Origin of the sequence: Pseudomonas sp. YH-1 (assembly GCF_051990045.1) — a bacterium.
GTDB lineage: Bacteria > Pseudomonadota > Gammaproteobacteria > Pseudomonadales > Pseudomonadaceae > Pseudomonas > Pseudomonas nicosulfuronedens.
This window is the reverse complement of sequence record NZ_CP178184.1, coordinates 6,544,934-6,563,860: the sequence shown is the minus strand read 5'-3', so window position 1 is coordinate 6,563,860 and position 18,927 is coordinate 6,544,934. Positions and strand designations below refer to the sequence as shown.

Genomic DNA, 18,927 nt, shown 5'->3' with positions numbered 1-18,927 from the left:
GCGCCATCTTACTCTCTTTCAGGTGACTCTTTCAGGTCGCTGTCTCAGGCGGCCTGATCACCAGCAGGTCACATTCGACTTCCTCGAAGACCCGCTCGGCGGTCTGGCCGATCAGCGCATTGTCGAGCTGGCCACGGGCGACGGCGCCCATCAGCAACAGGTCGATGGCGTGATCCTTCACATAAGCCGGGATCACTTCCTCGGCAAAGCCCTGGCCCAATAGCGTGCGTTGGCGGTCTATCTGCGGGTAATGCGCGAGAAGGGCGTCGAAGGCTTCGCGATGATGGGCTTCGGTGCGCAGTACGTAGTTATCGTAGTTGGCCAGCAGTTCCGCATTGAAGGCCAGGGTATGCGGCAGGGCCATGTACGCGTGCAGATAGTGGGCGTCCAGTTGCAGTCGCTGCTCCAGTTCTCGGGCCACCGTGATCAGCCGGTGGTCCAGTGCGGCAGGGGCATCGCCGGCATGCAGTGGATCGACGGCGGCACACAGGTTTTTCCCGGCCCATTCGCCGTGCTGCACCAGCCACAGCGGCTGCGGGCAATGGCGGATCAGCTGCCAGTCGTTATTGGTGAGGAACAGGCGCTTGAGCAGGTTGTGGTGGTGCGCGGACTTGAGTACCAGGTCCGGTGTGCTCTGCTCGCAGTGGAGTACGACCTGGTGGTGCAGGGATTTGCCCCAGCGCACCTGGCAATGCACATCGAGACCGGCCCCGCGCAGTGGTGCGGCCAGCTGTTGCAACCAGGCCAGGCGCTCGTCCAGCAGGTTGCGCTGGGCGGTATCGAGGTCGCCACGCTCCAGCAGCAAGGCGTTGTCCAGCGCCGGGTTGTACTCGCAGGCCAGCAGTTCCAGGCGCGCGCCGCAACGCTGGGCGATCCAGCGGGCGCGGGTGAGCGCGGGCTGGTCCTCGCGGCTCGGGTCGATGATGACGAGCAGGTGCTGCAGCTTCATGGCGGAGTCCTCGCTTGCTCTGCGCTCATTGCAGAGCAAGCGTAGACACTGCCGCCGGCCACGCGCCTTGACGTGGCTCAGCGGCGCGCGGGTCTTGCGATCAGTTGCGTGAGGAGGTCTGGTTCAGTGCGCGGTCCAGGTGGCGGGCGCCCTTGTCGGCCAGTTCGCCGTCGGGGAACTCGGCGAGCTGGCGGCGCAGGTAGGCGATGGCCTTCTCGCGGTCCGGGTGCGGGTTGTCCGGCGCCATGTACATCAGGCCCAGTTGGTAAAGCGCCTTCTCGCGGATATCCGCCGGGATGGCCGGATCGTCGGCGCCCAGCAGGTAGAGCTGCGCGGCTTCGTCCACCCGGCCCTTGAGCACGGCGCGGCGCGACAGAAGGGTCATGTCCGGATCGAGGGTCGGCTTGTTCAGGTCGAGGTTGTATTGCGGCTGCCAGTCGGCCAGCAGCTGCCTGGCGGTCTTCTGCACCGGGTCCTTGGCGCGCTGGCCGATGATCAGTTCTCGGGCGTCGGCGTGTTCGGCAGCCTGGGTACCGGGGAACTCACGGTCGATGCGTTGGAAATACTCCAGCGCCTTCTGGTCGTTGCGCTGGTCGTTGTAGCGGCTCATGTAGATCAGGCCGATCTGGTACAGCGCGATGGCGCGCACTTCCGGGCCATAGCGGGTGTTGTCGTAGCCGGTGAGGTAGAGCTTCTCGGCATCCGCGCTCTTGCCATCGCGGATGGCCTGGGCGCTGTAGGTGAGCAGGTCGCCTTCTTCCTCCACGGCGGCGGTCATGCGCTTGTTCTTGAGTTGCTTGTATTCGGCCACTTCGCCAGTGGTGATCTGGGCGACGAACAGCGGCGTGGTGGGAGCGCAGGCGGCGAGCCAGGGCAGCAGCACGGCAAGCGGCAGGGCAGTCGACAGGGCGTGGGCGAAACGCATGGCAGCTCCTTTGCGCCAGGGCGAGGTCCACGTGAGTCTAGTGGCGGGCTACAGTACGGCCAAGACGGGCCGATACACTTCCCAACGGAGGATATGCCCATGCGAACCCTTTTCCTCGCGCTGCTGGCGCTGAGTGTTACCGGCTGCACCAGCTGGTCGATGAACTATCACCTGAACAACGCCTACCGTGCCTACAAGAGTGGCGACTGCCAACGCGTACAGCTGGAACTCTCGGAAACCGAGCGCAAGGCCCGCGCGCGGCCGTGGATCCAGCCGGAAATCTCCATGTTGCGCGGGCAGTGCCTGGAGCGCGAGAAGTTCTACGTTGATGCGGCGCAGACCTACCAGTTCATCATCGCCCGCTATCCCACCAGCGAGTATGCTTACCGGGCCAAGGCGCGGCTGGAAACGCTACGGCTCAACGGCCGCCTGCCCGGCGACTCGCGCACCTACCCGGCGACGCCCTGACCGGCGGTCGTGGGCTGACTTGAGGCGGGCCGATAGCTGGCTAATCTCATGGATGCTTCACGCAAGGAGGTAGCAATGCGCGCCCTGTGGCTTTGTGCCTGGTGTTTCCCCCTGCTGGCTTCGGCGGATATCTACCGCTGGACCGACGCTCAGGGAAAGGTGCACTTCAGCGAAACACCACCGCCGGGGGCGCAACGCGTCGAGGTCAAGCCGCAGGTCGTCGAACGTGATGCGGCGACCCGCGAGCGCGAAGAGCGTACCCGCCGCTTCTACGACGCGCGTCGAGATGAAAGCGCCGCCGCCCAGAACCAGGCAGCGGAGCAGCAGGCCAAGCTGGACCAGCAGTGCGCGAAGTGGCGCCATGACCTGGATTCGCTCAGTCATGGCGGGCGGTACTTCTCGCAGGCCAGCAGTGGTGAAAGGACTTACTACAGCGATGCACAGATCGACGCCGCTCGTCAGGCGCTTAGCGCACGACTGGCGGAAGGTTGTCGTTAGGACTGGCCCTGCCGGGGCAGCATCGTCATACTGGACGATATCTCATAGCGAAACGCCATTATGCGTCATCAACGACATATCGAGCGCCATCAGCTGCCCTACTACCTGAAGGTGTTCAACAGCATCACCGACAAACCGATGGGTTACCTGGGCAACGTGTCGCTGGATGGGCTGCTCCTGATCAGCCAGCTGCCGATGCTGGTGGGTGGCCGCTTCGAAATGCGCCTGAAGATCCCCGGGCACGACGGCAAGCTGCAACTGATCGAGTTCGCCGCCACCTGCCAGTGGTGCCGCGAGGACGTCAACCCGGGCAACTACGATTCCGGTTTCAGCCTGGTATCACCGCCGATGGAGTACGTCGAGCTGGTCGATGCGCTGCGCCGTTATTTCAGTTTTCGCCGGCAGGTGGAGTCGGTCTGAAGCGCAGGACGCGCTGACCGATCTGCACGGTGTGGGACGCCAGGGAGCCGGCGTCCGGTTATGGCGTACGGTTACAGCGCGCCAGCCTTCTTCCAGCCCAGGTAGCGGCTGATCAGCTCCGGCCCCAGCTGGCTCGGCCGCGCGTCGAGTACCGGCACGCCATGGGCCGCCAGTTTCTCGTGCAGGCCCGCGCGGGCGTTCAGGTAATCCACCGCGCCGCAGTAGGCCAGGGCCTCCTCGAAACCTTCTACCGGCGCCTGGCGCAGACGGTCCAGCACTTCTTCGCGCAGGCTCGCGACCAGCACGCGGTGCTGGCGCCCGAGGCGCTTCACCGCTGCCACCAGTTCCTCGTCATCCTCGTCGCGCAGGTTGGTCACGATCACCACCAGCGCACGGCGGCGCTGGCGTGTGAGCACGGCCTGCACGGCAGCGGGGAAGTCCGCCGGGCGCTGGCTGCTGCGCAGGTCGTAGACGCTGTTGAGCAGGGCGGTGAGCTGGGCGCTGCCCTTGGCTGGCGGCAAGTGGCGTGGCTGGTCGCCGGCGAAGGTCATCAGCCCCACCGCGTCGCCCTGGCGCAATGCGACGTAGGCGAGCAGCAGGCTGGCGTTGAGCGAGTGGTCGAAGTGCGAGAGGTCGCCGTCGTGGCTGCGCATGCGCCGGCCGCAGTCGAGCAGGAAGAGAATCTGCTGGTCGCGCTCGTCCTGGTACTCGCGGGCGATGGGCGTGCGCTTGCGCGCGGTGGCCTTCCAGTCGATCTGTCGCAGCGTGTCGCCGTCGCGGAATTCGCGCAGCTGATGGAAGTCCAGGCCCAGGCCGCGACGCTGGCCGGAGCGCACGCCGATGCGATTCAGCCAGTGGTCCACGGCCATCAGTTCCGCGCCATAAAGGCGGGCGAAGTCGGGATAGACGCGGGTTTCGTCGCGCTGCTCCAGGTAGCGCCGGCCCTTCCACAGGCGCAGCGGGCTGGACAGTTCGATCTCGCAGCGCTGGAAGACGAAATGCCCACGGGACAGTGGGCGCACGCGATAACCCAGTTCGGTCTGCTCGCCGGGATGCAGCTCCACGGTCTGCGGCAGGTATTCGAAGTCCATGCCGGCGGGCAGGTGGTCGAACACCGTGATGCGTTGCGGCTGGGCGTAGCGGTGATGGAATTGCAGGCGCACCTCGCTCCAGCGGCCCAGCGGCAGGTTGCCGCTCAGCTGGCGGCGCAACTCGGGCGAGGGTGTGCGGCGCAGCCAGAGGGCATCAGCCAGCGCCAGCAGGACCAGCGCGCAAAGCGCACCCCACCAGAGGCGACCGAGCAGCGCCGAGCCCGAGTCCAGAGCCTCGGCCGCGCCCAGGGCGATGGCGATTGCCAGCAGGACGCCGAGCAGCGCGAGGAGCGCGCGCGATGGCTTCATACGCGCGGCGCCGGTACCTGGTCGAGCAGCTGTTGCAGCACCTGGTCCACCGACAGGCCTTCGATCTCCAGTTCCGGCGACAGGCGCACGCGGTGGCGCAACACGGCCAGGGCGCTGCCTTTCACATCGTCCGGAATCACGAAGTCGCCGCTGCGCAGCAGGGCACGGGCGCGGGCGCAGCGCACCAGGGCGATGGACGCACGTGGCCCGGCGCCCAGTGCCAGGCCCGGCCAGTTGCGGGTGGTGCGGGCGATACGCACGGCGTAGTCGAGCACCTGGTCGTCGATGGGCAGGTCGGCGGCGATCTTCTGCAGGGCGAGCACGTCCTTGTCCTTGAGCAGGGCGCGCATCGGCGCCACGTCCAGCATGTCGCTGCGCGCGGAGCGGGTGACCTGGCGCACCAGGGTCTGCTCCTCGGCCTCCAGCGGGTAGTCGATGCGCAGCTTGAGCATGAAGCGGTCGAGCTCGGCCTCGGGCAGCGGGTAGGTGCCTTCCTGCTCGATGGGGTTCTGCGTGGCCAGCACCATGAATGGCTGCGGTACTGCCAGGGCGCGGCCTTCAAGGGTGACCTGGCGCTCCTGCATCACTTCCAGCAGGGCGGCCTGGGTCTTGGCCGGGGCGCGGTTGATCTCGTCGGCAAGCAGCAGGTGGGTGAATACCGGGCCCTTGCGCAGCTTGAACTGCTCGGTGGCCAGGTCGTACACGGCATGGCCGGTGACGTCGCTGGGCATCAGGTCAGGGGTGAACTGGATACGCGCGAAGCCACCGTCGAAGCAGCGGGCGAGGGCGCGCACCAGCAGGGTCTTGCCCAGACCGGGAACGCCTTCGATGAGCACGTGGCCGCCGGCGAGCAGGGCGGTCAGCACGTCGTCGATCACGGACTGTTGGCCGATCAGGGCTTTCTGCAGCTCGTGGCGCAGCGCCTGGGCCAGCTGGCTGGCGCGCTGGCGCTGGGCAGCAGCATTGGGGGCGGTGGTGCTGGACGGTTCAGGCGTCTGTTCGCTCATAGGGCATTCCTGAGGCTTTGCAGGTGCGCGACCTGGCGGGTGAATTCGGCGACGGCCATGCGCTGTTGCGGATAGGGGCGCATGGCCTGGCTGATGGCGCTGACCGACATGCGCGTCATGCGGCCCAGAGCTTGCCATTGTTCGGCGACCGGCAGGCGGTCGAAGCCGGGCTGGCATTGCCGCGCCCGGCGCATCACGTCACGTTGCAGACCCTGCAGCAGGGCGAGCTGGCCGCGCTGGCGGAGGATGAAGTCGGCGCTGGCGCGCAGATGTTCCTCCAGTTGCCGGCGGCTGCGATCCGGGTTGGGCTGCAGCGGGCCCTGGCGCAGGCCATTGCGCCAGAGCACCAGAACGAGCAGCAGGACGGCGGCCAGCAGTGCCTGCGGGAAGTAGCGCATCAGCAGGGTGATCAGGCTGGTGCCGTCGGCGCGATAGACCAGCGTGACGGCGCTGTCCTGGGTCAGGTACCAGAGCAGCCAGGCGTTGTCGTAGGAGTCGAGTTCGCCGTTCTGCCAGATCCAGTTGTCGGTCAGCACGGTGATCAGCCCCTGGCCCTGTTGCAGTTGCAGCAGGTGGGTGGAGTCGCCGCTGTTGGCCCAGGCGTAGGCAAGGTTCTTCGAATCGAACAGGTGATAGTCGGTGTCGAAGTCGATGTAGGCCGGGGCTTTCTCATTCTCCAGGTAGAGCTTGGTCAGGTTCGGGTAAGGATCCGCGTCTGCCGAATCGCTGTCGTGGGCGGCGGAAGGCTGGTCCGGATGCTCTTCTTCCTGCTTGGCGGCGTTGTCCTGCGGTGGCTCTTCGGACGCATCTGCCGATTTCTCGTCGGAGGGAGCGGCCTTTTCCTCATCCTTGTCTTTCAGGTCGGCGGTGAGGAACTGCTGCACGCCCAACTGATCCAGCAACAGGTCGCCGCTCTTGCCTTCGTCTTCGTCCCACAGGCTTTCGGCGGTGACGATAAGGTGGCCTCCGCGATTGGCCCAGTCGAGCAGCCGTGCGTTCTGCGCCGGCGTGACGTTCTCGCGGGTGCCCAGCAGGATCAGGGTCTGGCCCTTGCTCGGCAGCTGGTCCAGCACTTCCATGCCGCGGGCGGTGGTGACGCGGATGCCGCGACCGCGCAGGTACATTTCTGCAGCGAGATAGGGGTTGGCGCGAGCCTCCGGGGAGGCGCCGTGTTCGACGGTCTCGGTGTAGGGCTCGAGGTTTCGGTACAGGTAGTAGCCGATGCCGCCGAGCACGAGCAGGACGAGCAGCACCAGCAGGGCGAGGTTGCCGCGCTTCATGCCTGAACCTCGTTGCCGAACAGGTGGCGCCATTCGCTGCACAGCTGCTGCTTGAGCTCGGCCTGCGGCGCGCGGTGACCGTAGGCGAGCGCCTGCCACTGCTGGGTCAGGCTGCGGGCGAAGTTGTCCAGCGGCGGGTCATTGAGGTCGGCCACGCGTACCAGCACCTCGCCCTCGGTGGTCGATTCGCGCAGCGGTATGCGGAAATCGTGCAGCAGGCGGCTGAGCAGGGCTCGGTAGAGCAGTCCCAGCGCAGCGCGGGGTTGTTCGTCCCAGAGGCGCTCGGCTTCACTGGCCACGTCGCTGGGGAGGGTTTCCGGCGCCAGATCCAGCCCGAACAGCACGCTGGGGGCTTCGCGGCGCGGTTTCTGCGGCAGGCCGATGCGCCCGACGAACAGCCGCAGCCATTCGCGATAGCGCCAGATCACCAGGGCGATGACAGTGAATAGAAGTCCCCAGAGCAGCACTTCGATGCCTTGCGCGGCGAACTTGAAGGCCTTCCAGTTTCCCAGTGCCTCAAAGAAGCTCTTCAGGCGTTTGGCCTCGTCCGGGTCGGCCGGCTTCTGGTCTTTCTTGTCTTCGTGCAGGCGCCAGCTGGTGACCTTCTCGCTGTTCTTGAAGGGGGGCGCGGTGAGGATCTTTTCCGCCGCGCTGCGCGAGTCCTCGCTGTTGAGCTTCTGCTGGGTCAGCCTCGCACCCTGCGGGCCGTCGGGGTTCTGGTCAGGCAACGGACAGCTTTGGCTGGCCTTGCTGGCGGTTTCCGAGCCTGCGGCCAGCGCGTCGTCGGCCGGCAGCAGGGAGCAGGCGCCGGCCACCACCAGCAGCAGGGCATAGGCGCTGCCGATCAGACGCTGGCGCAGCCGGCGGAACACCAGTTCGATGTCCCAGGCTTCCAGCTCGGTCCGGCGGTTGAGGTAGAGGGTGAAGCCGCAAGCGACGTACACCGGTTCCCAGACGATCAGCAGCAGCGCGTAGATCAGGTTGCTGATGTGCTCCAGCCAGGCCCAGTCGCCCTCGGCGGCGCTGATCAGCGATTTCCACTCCCAGTCTTCGACCCATTGGTTGGGCAGCATCAGGTACATCAGCGTGGTCAGGCCCAGCCACAGCGCCAGTTCGAAATGCATGCCGACGATGGTCAGCCAGGTGGCGCTGCCGGCGTTGCGCTGGCCGAGTACCACCAGGCGCTGGCTGCGCGCCTGGCCCTTGAGGCCTTCGAGCTGCAGCACCGGCAGGTCGAAGCTGCGCGTCGGGCTCAGCCGGCGCCAGAGCAGACTGGGCAGCAACTGCGACTTGAGCAGGCTGGGGAAGGCCCGCAGCGCTTCCTTGAGTGTCGGCGTATCGCCGAACAGCGAGCGCGACAGGATGTACAGCGGCAGGCGCTCGAAGGCGGGCTTGAGCCACCAGAAGATCAGCACCGCCCAGCTGGAGTAGTTCCACAGCAGCACGGAGAGCAGTACGAACACCGGCAGGGTGACGATCGCCCAGCTGGCCATCAACAGGCCGGCGTGCCGGCGTGCGAGCAGGATGCCGAGGTCGAGAGCCTCCCAGGCGCTGCGTGGACGGATGGCGACGCTGGCGTCAGTCAGGCGCATGACGACCCCGTCCGGCAAAGAGGAAATAACTGCCCACCAGCAACCACAGGCAGGCGCCGACGATGTACTTCACCGTCGCCGAGAACTGCGTGACGGAGGACCAGTAGCCCTCGACGAAGGCGGCGATCAGCAGCATCAGGATCACCCCGCCGATCAGTTGCACGGCGCGAGCGGCTGCCTGGCGCAGGGCTTCCAGGCGGCTCAGGCGGCCGGGAGACAGCAATGCCCAGCCGAGCTTGAGGCCGGCGGCACCGGCGAAGGTGATCGCCGTCAGTTCGAAGGCGCCGTGGCCAATGACGAAAGACCAGAAGGTTTCGATGTAGCCGACCTGGGTCAGGTGGCCGGCGACCGTGCCAATCACCACGCCGTTGAACAGCAGGAAGAACAGGGTGCCGACGCAGAACAGCAGGCCGCTGGCGAAGGTCTGAAAGGCGATGCCGATGTTGTTCATGATGTAGTGGCCGAACATCTTCCAGTCATCGCCCGCATCGCGCGTGCTCATCGGGCCCAGGCGCGTGGTGTCCGGCGAGTACATCGACTCCATCTCTGAAACCCGCTCCGGCGCCATGACGCTGTAGACCAGGTCGGGGAAGTGGTAGACCAGCACGCCCATCAGCAGCAGGCTGCCGTAGAACAGCAGGCTGGCGATGGCGATGCAGCGCCACTCCTCGCGTACCAGACGCGGGAAACCGGCAACCAGGAAGCCGAGGATGCGCGCACCCAGGTGGCTGCGGTGGCGGTAGAACTGCTGGTGCCCGCGCATGGCGAGCTGCTGCAGTTGATCGATCAGGTGGCTGCTGTAGCCGCGCTCCTGGGCCAGGGCGAGCTGCTGGCAGATGCGCCGGTAGTCGGCGGCAAACTCTTCGGGCTTCTCGCTCGCTTCCTGGCGCTTGCCGCTTTCCAGTTGCTCCAGGCGCTTGGCGAAGCGTTTCCAGCCGCCCTGGTGACGCTGTTCGAAGAAAGCCTGTTTCATGGGTGACCCGTCCCGTTGCCGAGCAGGCCGCTGGCGATACGGTTCAGTCGTGCCTCCGCCTGCTCGGGCGCGATGCCCAGGGGTTGCGCGAGGATGCCGGCCAGCTCCTCACGGCGAGCAGCCGAAAGCTGCGTGCCGCGCTCGGCGAAGCTCATCAGGGCGCGCTGCTCTTCCAGGTTCAGCGGCCAGGGTGCGAGTTCGGGGGTGGTTTCCGGCACCTGCGGACGGCTCGGTGGCGGATCGCGGTAGATCACCAGGGTGCCGGCGGCGAGGTCGCCCAGGCGCTTGAACGCGGAGTTCGACAGGCAGCTGAGCAGCCCGAGTGTGTAGGCGAATGGCAGGATGTCGGCGAAGCGCAGCAGGTTGCGCAGCAGCGAGGCGGACCAGCCGATCGGTGTGCCGTCGTCGTGCACCACGCGCAGGCCCATCATCTGCTTGCCGGGCGAGCGGCCCTGGTTGAGCACTTCGAAGAGCACCATGTACCACCAGGTCATGATGAAGGTGAGGATCAGCCCAAGGCCCGTGCCCAGTTCGCCGAGGAAGGCCAGCAGCATGAACAGCGCCACCATCAGCAGGACGCGAATTCCCAGGTCGATCAGGTAGGCGAGGGCGCGGGGGACGACGCCGGCAGGGCGCAGCAGCAGGTCGATGCCTTCCGGGGTCTCCACGTGGTAGCGGGTATCCAGGATGGGCGCGTGGGAAGACGCTTGGGATGAAAGGTCTGCTGGGCTCAAGGGAAACCGCTGTCGATGACGTAGGTGCCAGATGCTAGCCAGCGCGGTGCGGCGAGGCAACCGCGCTGGCAGGCTCAGGCCGATTTGATCACTTGGCCGGCGGCAGCACGCCGAAGATGGTGCGGTAGAGCACGCCGATGGCGACGATCAGCCACGGCATCACCCAGATCAGCGCGATGCCCAGGGTCAGGGTGCTGAGCATGAACAGCAGGCCGAACACCAGCAGCAGGCCGAAGACCTTGAACCAGTGCTGGGTAATGGCCTTGCGCGAGGCTTCCAGGGCAGCCCAGGGCGACAGGCCGCGCTCGACCACCAGCGGGATGGCCAGCATGTAAGCGATGCTCAGGTAGATGCCGGGCAGCACGAAGAGGAAGTAGCCGATGCAGATCAGCAGGGTGCTCAGCAGCACGCAGACCACTACCTGGAAGGTACGGCCGAAGTGGCTGAAGACTTCGTTGAAGCGCAGTGGCTGGTCGGCGGCGCGACGGATGCCGAGCATGTTCACGCCCGCCAGCAGGGGGTAGCACACGGCGGTGGCGACGAAGCTCAGGACGATGGAGCCGACGAAGAACGCGACCAGCGCGCCGACCGCCATGCCGCCGGCGGCTTCGCTGTCACCCAGCAGGCCCATGCCGGCGATCCCGGCGACGCCGACCACGGTGAGGAACAGGCTGAGCACGTTGACCAGGGCGAAGATCGCCGCATAGAAGACCACGAAACCGCCGATGATCAGGCCCTTGGTGCCCTTCGTGCGGCGCCAGGACTCGCCCAGCAATTCGTTGATGCTGAAGTTGTAGCCGCGGCTCAGCGCTTCGCTGACGGAGGGCACGGCGCTCTGGCCTGCGCCCGGTTCGAGGTTGCTCAGTGGAGCGCTATAGGGATTTTGTGCAGCGATGTCTTGCATGAGGAAAGTCCTTTCCAGTGGGTGTCCTTGCGACGCCCATCATAAAGGCGGGGGCTGGCTAGGTGCCAGCGAGGCGTTTTGGAAGTGTGGTCGGCCGCACTGTTAGACTGCGACGCACTCGCTTGCAGGCAAGGAAAAACGATGAACGCCAGCATCTTCTGGTACGACTACGAAACCACCGGTATCGACCCGCGCCGTGACCGTCCGCTGCAGGTGGCCGGCATCCGCACGGACGAGGATCTCAACGAGATCGGTGAATCGCTGAACCTCTATTGCCGGCCCAGCGACGACATCCTCCCGCACCCGGCCGCTTGCCTGGTCACCGGTATCACGCCGGATCGCCTGGAAGAGCGCGGTCTGCGCGAAGCCGAATTCATGACCCGGCTGCACGCTGAACTGGCGCAGCCGGGGACTTGTGTGGCGGGCTACAACAGCTTGCGTTTCGATGACGAGGTGACGCGCTACAGCCTGTACCGCAACTTCTTCGATCCCTACGCCCGCGAGTGGCAGGGCGGCAACAGTCGCTGGGACCTGATCGACATGGTGCGTACCGCTTACGCCCTGCGGCCGGAAGGTATCGTCTGGCCCGAGCAGGACGGTGTCGTCAGCCTCAAGCTCGAACGCCTCACCGCGGCCAACGGCATCGACCATGGGCAGGCGCACGATGCACTGTCCGACGTGCGCGCCACCATTGCTCTGGCGCGACTGGTGCGCGAACGCCAACCCAAGCTTTACGACTACCTCTATCGCCTGCGCGGCAAGCAGGGTGTGCTGGATCAGGTGCGTGTACTGCAGCCGATGGTCCATATCTCGGGCATGTTCTCCGGTGCACGGCACTATCTGTCCGTGGTGTTGCCGCTGGGCTGGCATCCTCGCAACCGCAACGCATTGATCGTCTGCGACCTGGGCGCCGACGTTTCGCCCTTGCTGGAGCTGGATGCGGAAACCCTGCGCAAGCGCCTCTACACGCGTCGTGACGAGCTGGCAGAGGGCGAGCTGCCGGTGCCGCTGAAGCTGCTGCACATCAACAAATGCCCGGTGGTGGCGCCGCTCTCCGTGTTGCGCCCGCAGGATCGTGAACGCATCGGCCTGGACCTCGACGCCTGCCTGGCGGCGGCGCGGACGCTGACCGAGGCGAAAGCGAACTGGCAGGACAAACTAGCGCCCTTGTATGCCGAGGAAAGTTTCGCCGGCAGTGAAGATCCCGAGCAGCAGTTGTATGACGGATTTATCGGCGACCGTGATCGCCGATTGTGCGAGCAGGTGCGCCAGGCCGATCCCGTGCGGTTGGCGAAAGAACAATGGCCGTTCGACGATGCGCGACTTCCCGAACTTCTCTTCCGTTATCGGGCACGCAATTTCCCGGAAACTTTGAGTGCCACGGAACAGCAACAATGGCAGGACTTCTGCCGTGCGCGCCTGAATCAGACCGAGTGGGGCGCGCCCAATACTCTGGATAACTTTGCCGCGGCAATGAGCGAGCAACTGGTCAATGCCACGCCGGCTGGCCGTCTGGTGCTGCAAGAGTGGGATAAGTATGCGCAGGTGCTGCGCGCGCGCTATAGCCTGTAGCGCCGCGCACTTTTCTGCGGCCAACAAAAAACGCCAGCGCGAAGCTGGCGTTTTTCATGTCCGCAAGGCTTAGCCCAGCAGCGTGGCCCAGCCTTCTACGGCCTCGGCGCCCCACTTGGCCTTCCACTCCTTGAGGGTCTTGTGGTTGCCGCCCTTGGTTTCGATGACTTCACCGTTGTGCGGATTCTTGTACTGCTTGACCTTGCGAGCGCGCTTGCTCACGGTGGCTTTTGCGGCACGCGGCGATTTGCTCAGCTTCGCGTCCGGATCAAGCAGGGCGATGACGTCACGCAGGGACTTGCCATAGCTGGCCATCAGCGCACGAAGTTTCTCTTCGAACTCAAGCTCTTTCTTCAGCTTGTCGTCCTGCTCCAGGGATTTCAGGCGCTCCTGAAGTTCCTTGATGGCTTCTTCGGTAGCGCGGTACTCGTTGATCAGCGACATGTTGGGTACCTTGTTCTGGGTCCAGCGGTGGCGGAAAGTTTGTAGCAGACATAATAGTCAGCGAAGTTGTTCAAGTAAATGCTTGGGAAAAGTTTTGTCGGTAATTGTCGACTTATTTAACTAGTTCATTCGCTGGTAATTAATCGATGCACTCGCAATGCACCGAACTGGCTCTCGTCGGCGCACCGCGGCAATGGCTGATCTTTTCCCCCGCAGCCGCTAGAATGGCGGCCTTCGCGATGTATCTGGAGTACACCCATGCGCACTTTCCGACTGGTGATCGCCTGCCCCGACGGGGTCGGCATCGTCGCCAAGGTGAGTAATTTCCTGGCCACTTACAACGGCTGGATCACCGAGGCCAGTCACCATTCCGACAACGACAACGGCTGGTTCTTCATGCGGCATGAGATTCGTGCCGATTCCCTGCCGTTCGATATCGACGGTTTCCGCCAGGCCTTCGCACCGATTGCCCGCGAGTTCTCCATGGAGTGGCGCATTACCGACTCCTCGGTGAAGAAGCGCGTCGTGCTGATGGCCAGCCGCGAATCGCACTGCCTGGCCGACCTGCTGCACCGCTGGCACAGCGGCGAACTGGACTGCGAGATTCCCTGCGTGATCGCCAACCACGATGACCTGCGCAGCATGGTGGAGTGGCACGGTATTCCGTACTTCCACGTCCCGGTGGATCCGAAGAACAAGCAGCCGGCCTTCGAACAGGTCTCGCGCCTGATCGATGAACACCAGGCCGACAACGTGGTGCTGGCGCGCTACATGCAGATCCTGCCGCCGGACCTGTGCCAGAAGTACCGCCACCAGGTGATCAACATCCACCACAGCTTCCTGCCGTCCTTCGTTGGCGCCAAGCCGTACCACCAGGCTTCGCTGCGGGGCGTGAAGCTGATCGGCGCGACCTGCCACTACGTGACCGAGGAACTGGACGCCGGCCCGATCATCGAGCAGGACGTGGTGCGCATCAGCCACCGCGACAACATCGAGGACCTGGTGCGCCTGGGCAAGGATGTGGAAAAGCTGGTGCTGGCCCGCGGCCTGCGCTACCACCTGGAAGACCGCGTGCTAGTACACGACAACAAGACCGTGGTGTTCGACTGATCCACCCGGTCTCGTTCTACACTGGGTACTCCGCATGCTCCCGCCGTCGCTCGGCGGCGGGCGCTGCGCTCATTGGAGATGGTCAGCATGAGTGACCCGAAGAACCCCGGCACCGCCACCCCGCCGCCCACCCTGGGCGAAGGCTGTACCAGCCGCTACGACCCCGAAGCCTTGAGCGACGAGGATGGCACCGAGTTTCCCGGCGCCGCCGAACTCTGGGATTCGCTCAAGCCCGAGGCGCCGTCCGAAGACGACAAGCCTTCCGGCGACTGATCCTCAGGCGCTTTCCCGCATCCCCATCAGCTTGCGCAGCAACGGCCGGCCGGCCATCAGGGCGAATACCGGCGCACCCATCACCAGGTAGAAGTAATAGGTCACCACGCGCCAGATCAGGATGGCCGCGGCCGCCGTGGACTTGCCCACCAGTGGGGCGAGCAACGCCGCGCTGGTCAGCTCCGTCCCCCCCGCGCCGCCGGGCAGCAGCGTGGCGAGGCCCGCCGCCAGTGACAGCAACTGGATCAGGAAGGCCCAGGCCCAGTGCAGGTCCACACCCAGCGCCTTGAGGGTGATGTAGAGCACCGAGAAGCGCAGGATCCAGTGGCAGCAGGTGAAGAAGAAGATCAGCAGCAGCCGGCGCTTGGGCTGGCGCAGGCAGCTCACCAGGGTGTCGCGGAAGTGCAGGCATTTGCGCGCCCAGTGCAGGCGTGTGCGCGGCTTCATCCCCAGGCGCTCGAACAACCGGCCGTTGGCCTTGATCACCCGGCGCTGGAAGCGCGCGAGCAATACCACGCCGAAGAAGATTCCACCCAGTAACACGCCGCTGGTGATCAGCGAGGTCTCCAGGTTCGGGCTGACGCTGTGCGACAGCGCCCACACCAGCACCGCGGCCAGTGCGCAAAGGAAGAACAGCAGGTCGCTCAGTTGGTCCACGGCGAAGATTGCGCTGCTGTGCGCCGGGCGCATGCCGTGGCGGGCAAGCAGGGCCATCAGGGTCAGCGGGCCGCCGGTGCCGCCGGGGGTGGCGTAGAAGGCGAATTCCGAGGCCATGATGATACCCACCGAGCGCACCTTGCCGATCTCGCCGGCGCGGCCATTGAGCAGCACGCGCAGCTTCTGCGCGTTGATCAGCCAGCACAGGCAGATCATGCCGAACATCATCAGCAGCTGGTCGAGGGGGAAGGCGAGGACGTGGTCGAGCATCTCCTGGCCGCCCAGGGCGAGCGGGATCAGCGAGGCGCCGATGAGGCCGAGCAGCAGCCACGCGGCGCGGCTCACGGGCGCACCTGCGACGGGCAAAACGGGGCGGGCGAGGCGAAGCGAATGGGGATTGCCTCCTGTCGGGTTCGAACTGTCATGCTGAGTGGACCTTGTTCGGCATGCTGCGTTCGCCTGACTTTGTGTGGGCAGGGCGCCGCCGTGAGGCGGCGCCCAGGGCTCACTCGGCGGGCTTGTCGGCCGATGAGTCGCCGGCGCCTTGTTCCAGCGCCTTGTTTTCCCAGCCTTCCTCGCCGGGCAGGATCAGGTTCAGCAGGATGGCGACGATGGCGCACAGGGCGATGCCCTTCAGGCCGAAGTCGTCCGGGCCGGTGCCGGTGCCGATCAGCACGCCGCCGATACCGAACACCAGGGTGACCGAGACGATGCACAGGTTGCGCGCCTGGGACAGGTCCACCTTGTGGCGGATCAGGGTGTTCATGCCCACCGAGGCGATGGTGCCGAACAGCAGGCAGAGAATGCCGCCCATCACCGGTACCGGAATGCTCTGCAGGATGGCGCCGAACTTGCCGACGAAGGCCAGGCTGATGGCGAACACCGCCGCCCAGGTCATGATCTTCGGGTTGTAGTTCTTGGTCAGCATCACCGCGCCGGTCACTTCCGCGTAGGTCGTGTTCGGCGGACCGCCGAACAGGCCGGCGGTGGAAGTGGCGATGCCGTCGCCCAGCAGGGTGCGGTGCAGGCCCGGGGTCTTCAGGTAGTTCTTGCCGGTCACGCCGCCCACGGCGATGACGCCGCCGATGTGCTCGATGGCCGGAGCCAGCGCCACCGGGACGATGAACAGGATGGCCTGCCAGTTGAATTCCGGCGCGGTGAACTTCGGCAGCTCCAGCCAGGGGGCGGCGACGATCTTGGCCACGTCGACCACGCCGAAGGCGAAGGACAGGCCGTAGCCCACCAGCACGCCGGCGATGATCGGAACCAGGCGCAGCATGCCCTTGCCGAACACCGCGACGATCAGGGTGGTCAGCAGCGCCGGCATGGAGATGAACATGGCGGTCTTGTAGGGGATCAGCTCGGTGCCGTCACCGGCCTTGCCCATCGCCATGTTGGCGGCGATCGGCGCCATGGCCAGGCCGATGGAGATGATCACCGGGCCGATGACTACCGGTGGCAGCAGGCGGTCGATGAATCCGGTGCCCTTGATCTTCACCGCCAGGCCCAGGAAGGTGTAGACGAAGCCCGCCGCCACCACGCCGCCCATGGTCGCCGCCAGGCCGAACTGGCCCTTGGCGAGGATGATCGGGGTGATGAAGGCGAAGCTCGAGGCCAGGAACACCGGCACCTGACGACCGGTGACGATCTGGAACATCAAGGTGCCGAAGCCGGCGGTGAACAGCGCGACGTTCGGGTCCAGGCCGGTGATCAGCGGCATCAGTACCAGCGCGCCGAAGGCCACGAAGAGCATCTGGGCGCCAGAAATGATCTGGCGCCACAGCGGTTCGTTGAATTCATCGGCCATCGATCAGGTGTCCTTCTGCTTGGTGCCGAAGATCTTGTCACCGGCGTCGCCCAGGCCCGGCATGATGTAACCGTGCTCGTTCAGGCACTGGTCGATGGAGGCGGTGAGGATGAGCACGTCCGGATGCGCATCGTTGACCGCCTTGATCCCTTCGGGAGCAGCCACGAGCACCATGGCGCGGATGTCCTTGCTGCCGGCTTTCTTGAGCAGGTCGATGGTGGCGACCATGGAACCGCCGGTGGCCAGCATCGGGTCGATGATCAGCGAACGGCGCTCAGCGATGTCCGGTGCGAGCTTTTCCAGGTAGGTGTGCGCTTCGAGGGTTTCTTCGTTGCGCGCCACGCCCACGGCGCTGACCTTGGCCCCCGGGATCAGGCTGAGCACCCCGTCGAGCATGCCGATGCCGGCGCGCAGGATCGGCACCACGGTGATCTTCTTGCCGGCGATCTTCTCGACCTGCACGGGGCCGGCCCAGCCTTCGATCTCGTAGTTCTCCAGCGGCAGGTCCTTGGTCGCCTCGTAGGTCAGCAGGGCGCCTACTTCCTGGGCCAGCTCGCGGAAATTCTTGGTACTGATATCGTGACGGCGCATCAGTCCGATCTTGTGGCGGATCAGGGGATGGCGGATCTCGAGGACGGGCATGGATGGGTTCTCCGGACGGGCTGGCAAAAAAATTGCGGTAGCGTAATGCATCCTAGCTACCTTGGGCCACGATTGTCGGCGACATTCGTCCGCTGACCCTTGCTCCGTGGCACGCCGATAGGTACCTTTGCGCACTTTTTCACGGGAGAACCCCCATGTCCGTCGATCTCGCGCACATCCGCCAAGTCATGGCCGAAGCCGACTGCCTGTACACCAACGCCGAGGTAGAGGCCGCCATCGCCCGTGTGGCCGAGGCCATCAATGGCTCGCTGGCCGACACCAATCCGGTGGTGTTCTGCGTGATGAACGGTGGCCTGATCTTCTCCGGCAAGCTGCTCCCGCTGCTGAATTTCCCGCTGGAAGCCTCTTACCTGCATGCGACCCGTTACCGCAACGAGACCACCGGTGGCGAGCTGTTCTGGAAGGCCAAGCCGGAGATCTCCTTCATTGATCGCGAAGTGCTGATCATCGACGACATCCTCGACGAAGGGCACACCCTCTCGGCGATCATGGATTTCTGCAAGCACGCCGGCGCCAAGCGCGTGCACACCGCCGTGCTGATCGACAAGGACCACGACCGCAAGGCCCGTCCGGACCTGAAGGCCGACTACGTTGGGCTGTCCTGCATCGACCGCTATATCTTCGGCTATGGCATGGACTACAAGGGCTACTGGCGTAACGCCGCCGGCATCTTTGCCGTAAAAGGTCTCTGAGGATGAGCGGACCGCGTTTTCTCGACAGTGCGCTGTTCGATGAGGTCGCGGCCCGTGCCGCCGCCAGCCCCCGGCGCCGGCAGAACCACAATTTCCATGAGCAGACCGAGCCCTGCCATCGCCTGCTCAATGCGCTGCAGCCCGACAGCTACATCCCGCCGCATTGCCACCGTCACCCGGACAAGGCCGAGAGCCTGCTGGTCGTGAAGGGCGCGCTGGGCCTGCTGGTCTTCTCCGACAGTGGCGAACTGCTGACTACCCGCGTACTGCGCGCGGGCGGCGAGTGCGTCGGTGCAGACCTGCCGCCGGGCACTTTCCACGCCATCGTGGCGCTGGAGCCGGACAGCGTGATGTTCGAAGCCAAGGCTGGCCCCTTCGTGCCATTGGGCGAAGACGAGCGTGGGCAGTGGGCGCCGCGCGAGGGCGAGCCGGGCGCTGCTGACTATCTGGCGTGGATGCGCTCCCAATTCGCCTGAGGCGCCTGCTCGCTCCTACCGATCCCTGATGCATCTGTTCACATCGATGTATGCATGGGTAAGAACGCATTTTTTCCGATGCA

The 18,927-nt window shown here is 65.3% G+C and carries 21 protein-coding genes; 8 read left to right on the top strand and 13 right to left on the bottom strand.

The window, feature by feature from the left end:
* Positions 1-31: 31 nt before the first annotated feature.
* Positions 32-949: a universal stress protein gene (locus tag ACKI1H_RS30450; RefSeq protein ID WP_440467253.1), complete on the bottom strand. Its 918-nt coding sequence runs from the start codon at positions 947-949 to the stop codon at positions 32-34.
* 100 nt (positions 950-1,049) lie between these two features.
* Positions 1,050-1,874 (bottom strand): outer membrane assembly lipoprotein YfiO, encoded by an 825-nt coding sequence (locus tag ACKI1H_RS30445; RefSeq protein ID WP_440467252.1) that lies wholly within the window; start codon positions 1,872-1,874, stop codon positions 1,050-1,052.
* A 99-nt stretch (positions 1,875-1,973) separates the two neighbouring features.
* On the opposite strand from ACKI1H_RS30445, the gene ACKI1H_RS30440 reads away from it, so the two are divergent.
* The 3 genes from ACKI1H_RS30440 (at position 1,974) to ACKI1H_RS30430 (ending at position 3,260) form a co-directional block, all read left to right on the top strand.
* Complete coding sequence (locus tag ACKI1H_RS30440; protein ID WP_024762630.1) at positions 1,974-2,342, top strand: lipoprotein; 369 nt, start codon at positions 1,974-1,976, stop codon at positions 2,340-2,342.
* Positions 2,343-2,417: 75 nt separating this feature from the next.
* Positions 2,418-2,840, top strand: a complete 423-nt coding sequence (locus tag ACKI1H_RS30435; RefSeq protein WP_138522222.1) for a DUF4124 domain-containing protein — start codon at positions 2,418-2,420, stop codon at positions 2,838-2,840.
* Between the two features lie 60 nt (positions 2,841-2,900).
* A complete protein-coding gene (locus tag ACKI1H_RS30430) occupies positions 2,901-3,260 on the top strand; it encodes a PilZ domain-containing protein (protein WP_138522220.1) in 360 nt (119 codons plus the stop codon).
* Positions 3,261-3,331: 71 nt separating this feature from the next.
* On the opposite strand, the gene ACKI1H_RS30425 is transcribed toward ACKI1H_RS30430, so the two are convergent.
* The 7 genes from ACKI1H_RS30425 to ACKI1H_RS30395 all read right to left on the bottom strand — a co-directional run bounded on the left by ACKI1H_RS30425 (position 3,332) and on the right by ACKI1H_RS30395 (position 11,150).
* Positions 3,332-4,660 (bottom strand): DUF58 domain-containing protein, encoded by a 1,329-nt coding sequence (locus tag ACKI1H_RS30425; protein WP_138522218.1) that lies wholly within the window; start codon positions 4,658-4,660, stop codon positions 3,332-3,334.
* Positions 4,657-5,667 carry an AAA family ATPase gene (locus ACKI1H_RS30420; RefSeq protein WP_138522217.1) on the bottom strand — a complete coding sequence of 337 codons (1,011 nt, stop codon included), beginning with the start codon at positions 5,665-5,667 and terminating at the stop codon, positions 4,657-4,659. Before ACKI1H_RS30420 ends, ACKI1H_RS30425 begins: the two co-directional genes overlap by 4 nt.
* Positions 5,664-6,947, bottom strand: coding sequence for a DUF4350 domain-containing protein (locus ACKI1H_RS30415; protein WP_440467251.1), 1,284 nt, complete (start codon positions 6,945-6,947; stop codon positions 5,664-5,666). The genes ACKI1H_RS30420 and ACKI1H_RS30415 overlap by 4 nt, the downstream gene beginning before the upstream one ends.
* Positions 6,944-8,539 carry a DUF4129 domain-containing protein gene (locus ACKI1H_RS30410; protein ID WP_440467250.1) on the bottom strand — a complete coding sequence of 532 codons (1,596 nt, stop codon included), beginning with the start codon at positions 8,537-8,539 and terminating at the stop codon, positions 6,944-6,946. The genes ACKI1H_RS30415 and ACKI1H_RS30410 overlap by 4 nt, the downstream gene beginning before the upstream one ends.
* Positions 8,526-9,512, bottom strand: a complete 987-nt coding sequence (locus ACKI1H_RS30405; RefSeq protein WP_440467249.1) for a stage II sporulation protein M — start codon at positions 9,510-9,512, stop codon at positions 8,526-8,528. Before ACKI1H_RS30405 ends, ACKI1H_RS30410 begins: the two co-directional genes overlap by 14 nt.
* Positions 9,509-10,246, bottom strand: coding sequence for an RDD family protein (locus ACKI1H_RS30400; protein WP_246084861.1), 738 nt, complete (start codon positions 10,244-10,246; stop codon positions 9,509-9,511). Before ACKI1H_RS30400 ends, ACKI1H_RS30405 begins: the two co-directional genes overlap by 4 nt.
* A gap of 88 nt (positions 10,247-10,334) precedes the next feature.
* The gene (locus tag ACKI1H_RS30395) at positions 10,335-11,150 is read right to left on the bottom strand and encodes a hypothetical protein (protein WP_440467248.1); all 816 of its coding nucleotides are present in this window, start codon (positions 11,148-11,150) and stop codon (positions 10,335-10,337) included.
* Between the two features lie 141 nt (positions 11,151-11,291).
* On the opposite strand from ACKI1H_RS30395, the gene sbcB reads away from it, so the two are divergent.
* A complete protein-coding gene (sbcB, locus tag ACKI1H_RS30390) occupies positions 11,292-12,722 on the top strand; it encodes an exodeoxyribonuclease I (RefSeq protein ID WP_138522207.1) in 1,431 nt (476 codons plus the stop codon).
* Positions 12,723-12,791: 69 nt separating this feature from the next.
* Here the strand turns inward: sbcB and mvaT are convergent, their stop codons facing one another.
* Positions 12,792-13,166 carry a histone-like nucleoid-structuring protein MvaT gene (gene mvaT / locus ACKI1H_RS30385; RefSeq protein WP_045211008.1) on the bottom strand — a complete coding sequence of 125 codons (375 nt, stop codon included), beginning with the start codon at positions 13,164-13,166 and terminating at the stop codon, positions 12,792-12,794.
* Between the two features lie 258 nt (positions 13,167-13,424).
* Between mvaT and purU the strand changes: the two genes are divergently transcribed.
* Together purU and ACKI1H_RS30375 are read left to right on the top strand one after the other, a co-directional pair.
* Positions 13,425-14,276, top strand: coding sequence for a formyltetrahydrofolate deformylase (gene purU, locus ACKI1H_RS30380; RefSeq protein ID WP_017519713.1), 852 nt, complete (start codon positions 13,425-13,427; stop codon positions 14,274-14,276).
* 87 nt (positions 14,277-14,363) lie between these two features.
* Positions 14,364-14,549, top strand: a complete 186-nt coding sequence (locus tag ACKI1H_RS30375; RefSeq protein WP_138522205.1) for a hypothetical protein — start codon at positions 14,364-14,366, stop codon at positions 14,547-14,549.
* A gap of 3 nt (positions 14,550-14,552) precedes the next feature.
* Here ACKI1H_RS30375 and ACKI1H_RS30370 read toward each other — a convergent pair whose 3' ends face one another.
* From ACKI1H_RS30370 to upp, 3 genes are all read right to left on the bottom strand, one after another.
* The gene (locus tag ACKI1H_RS30370; protein ID WP_138522203.1) at positions 14,553-15,551 is read right to left on the bottom strand and encodes a lysylphosphatidylglycerol synthase transmembrane domain-containing protein; all 999 of its coding nucleotides are present in this window, start codon (positions 15,549-15,551) and stop codon (positions 14,553-14,555) included.
* A gap of 160 nt (positions 15,552-15,711) precedes the next feature.
* The gene (locus ACKI1H_RS30365; RefSeq protein WP_138522201.1) at positions 15,712-17,013 is read right to left on the bottom strand and encodes a uracil-xanthine permease family protein; all 1,302 of its coding nucleotides are present in this window, start codon (positions 17,011-17,013) and stop codon (positions 15,712-15,714) included.
* Between the two features lie 3 nt (positions 17,014-17,016).
* The gene (upp, locus tag ACKI1H_RS30360) at positions 17,017-17,655 is read right to left on the bottom strand and encodes a uracil phosphoribosyltransferase (RefSeq protein ID WP_138522199.1); all 639 of its coding nucleotides are present in this window, start codon (positions 17,653-17,655) and stop codon (positions 17,017-17,019) included.
* 155 nt (positions 17,656-17,810) lie between these two features.
* Between upp and ACKI1H_RS30355 the strand changes: the two genes are divergently transcribed.
* A complete protein-coding gene (locus ACKI1H_RS30355; protein ID WP_017519718.1) occupies positions 17,811-18,368 on the top strand; it encodes a hypoxanthine-guanine phosphoribosyltransferase in 558 nt (185 codons plus the stop codon).
* A gap of 2 nt (positions 18,369-18,370) precedes the next feature.
* Entirely contained in the window at positions 18,371-18,844 is a 474-nt protein-coding gene (locus ACKI1H_RS30350; RefSeq protein WP_138522197.1) for a WbuC family cupin fold metalloprotein, read from the top strand.
* The last annotated feature ends 83 nt before the right edge of the window (positions 18,845-18,927 follow it).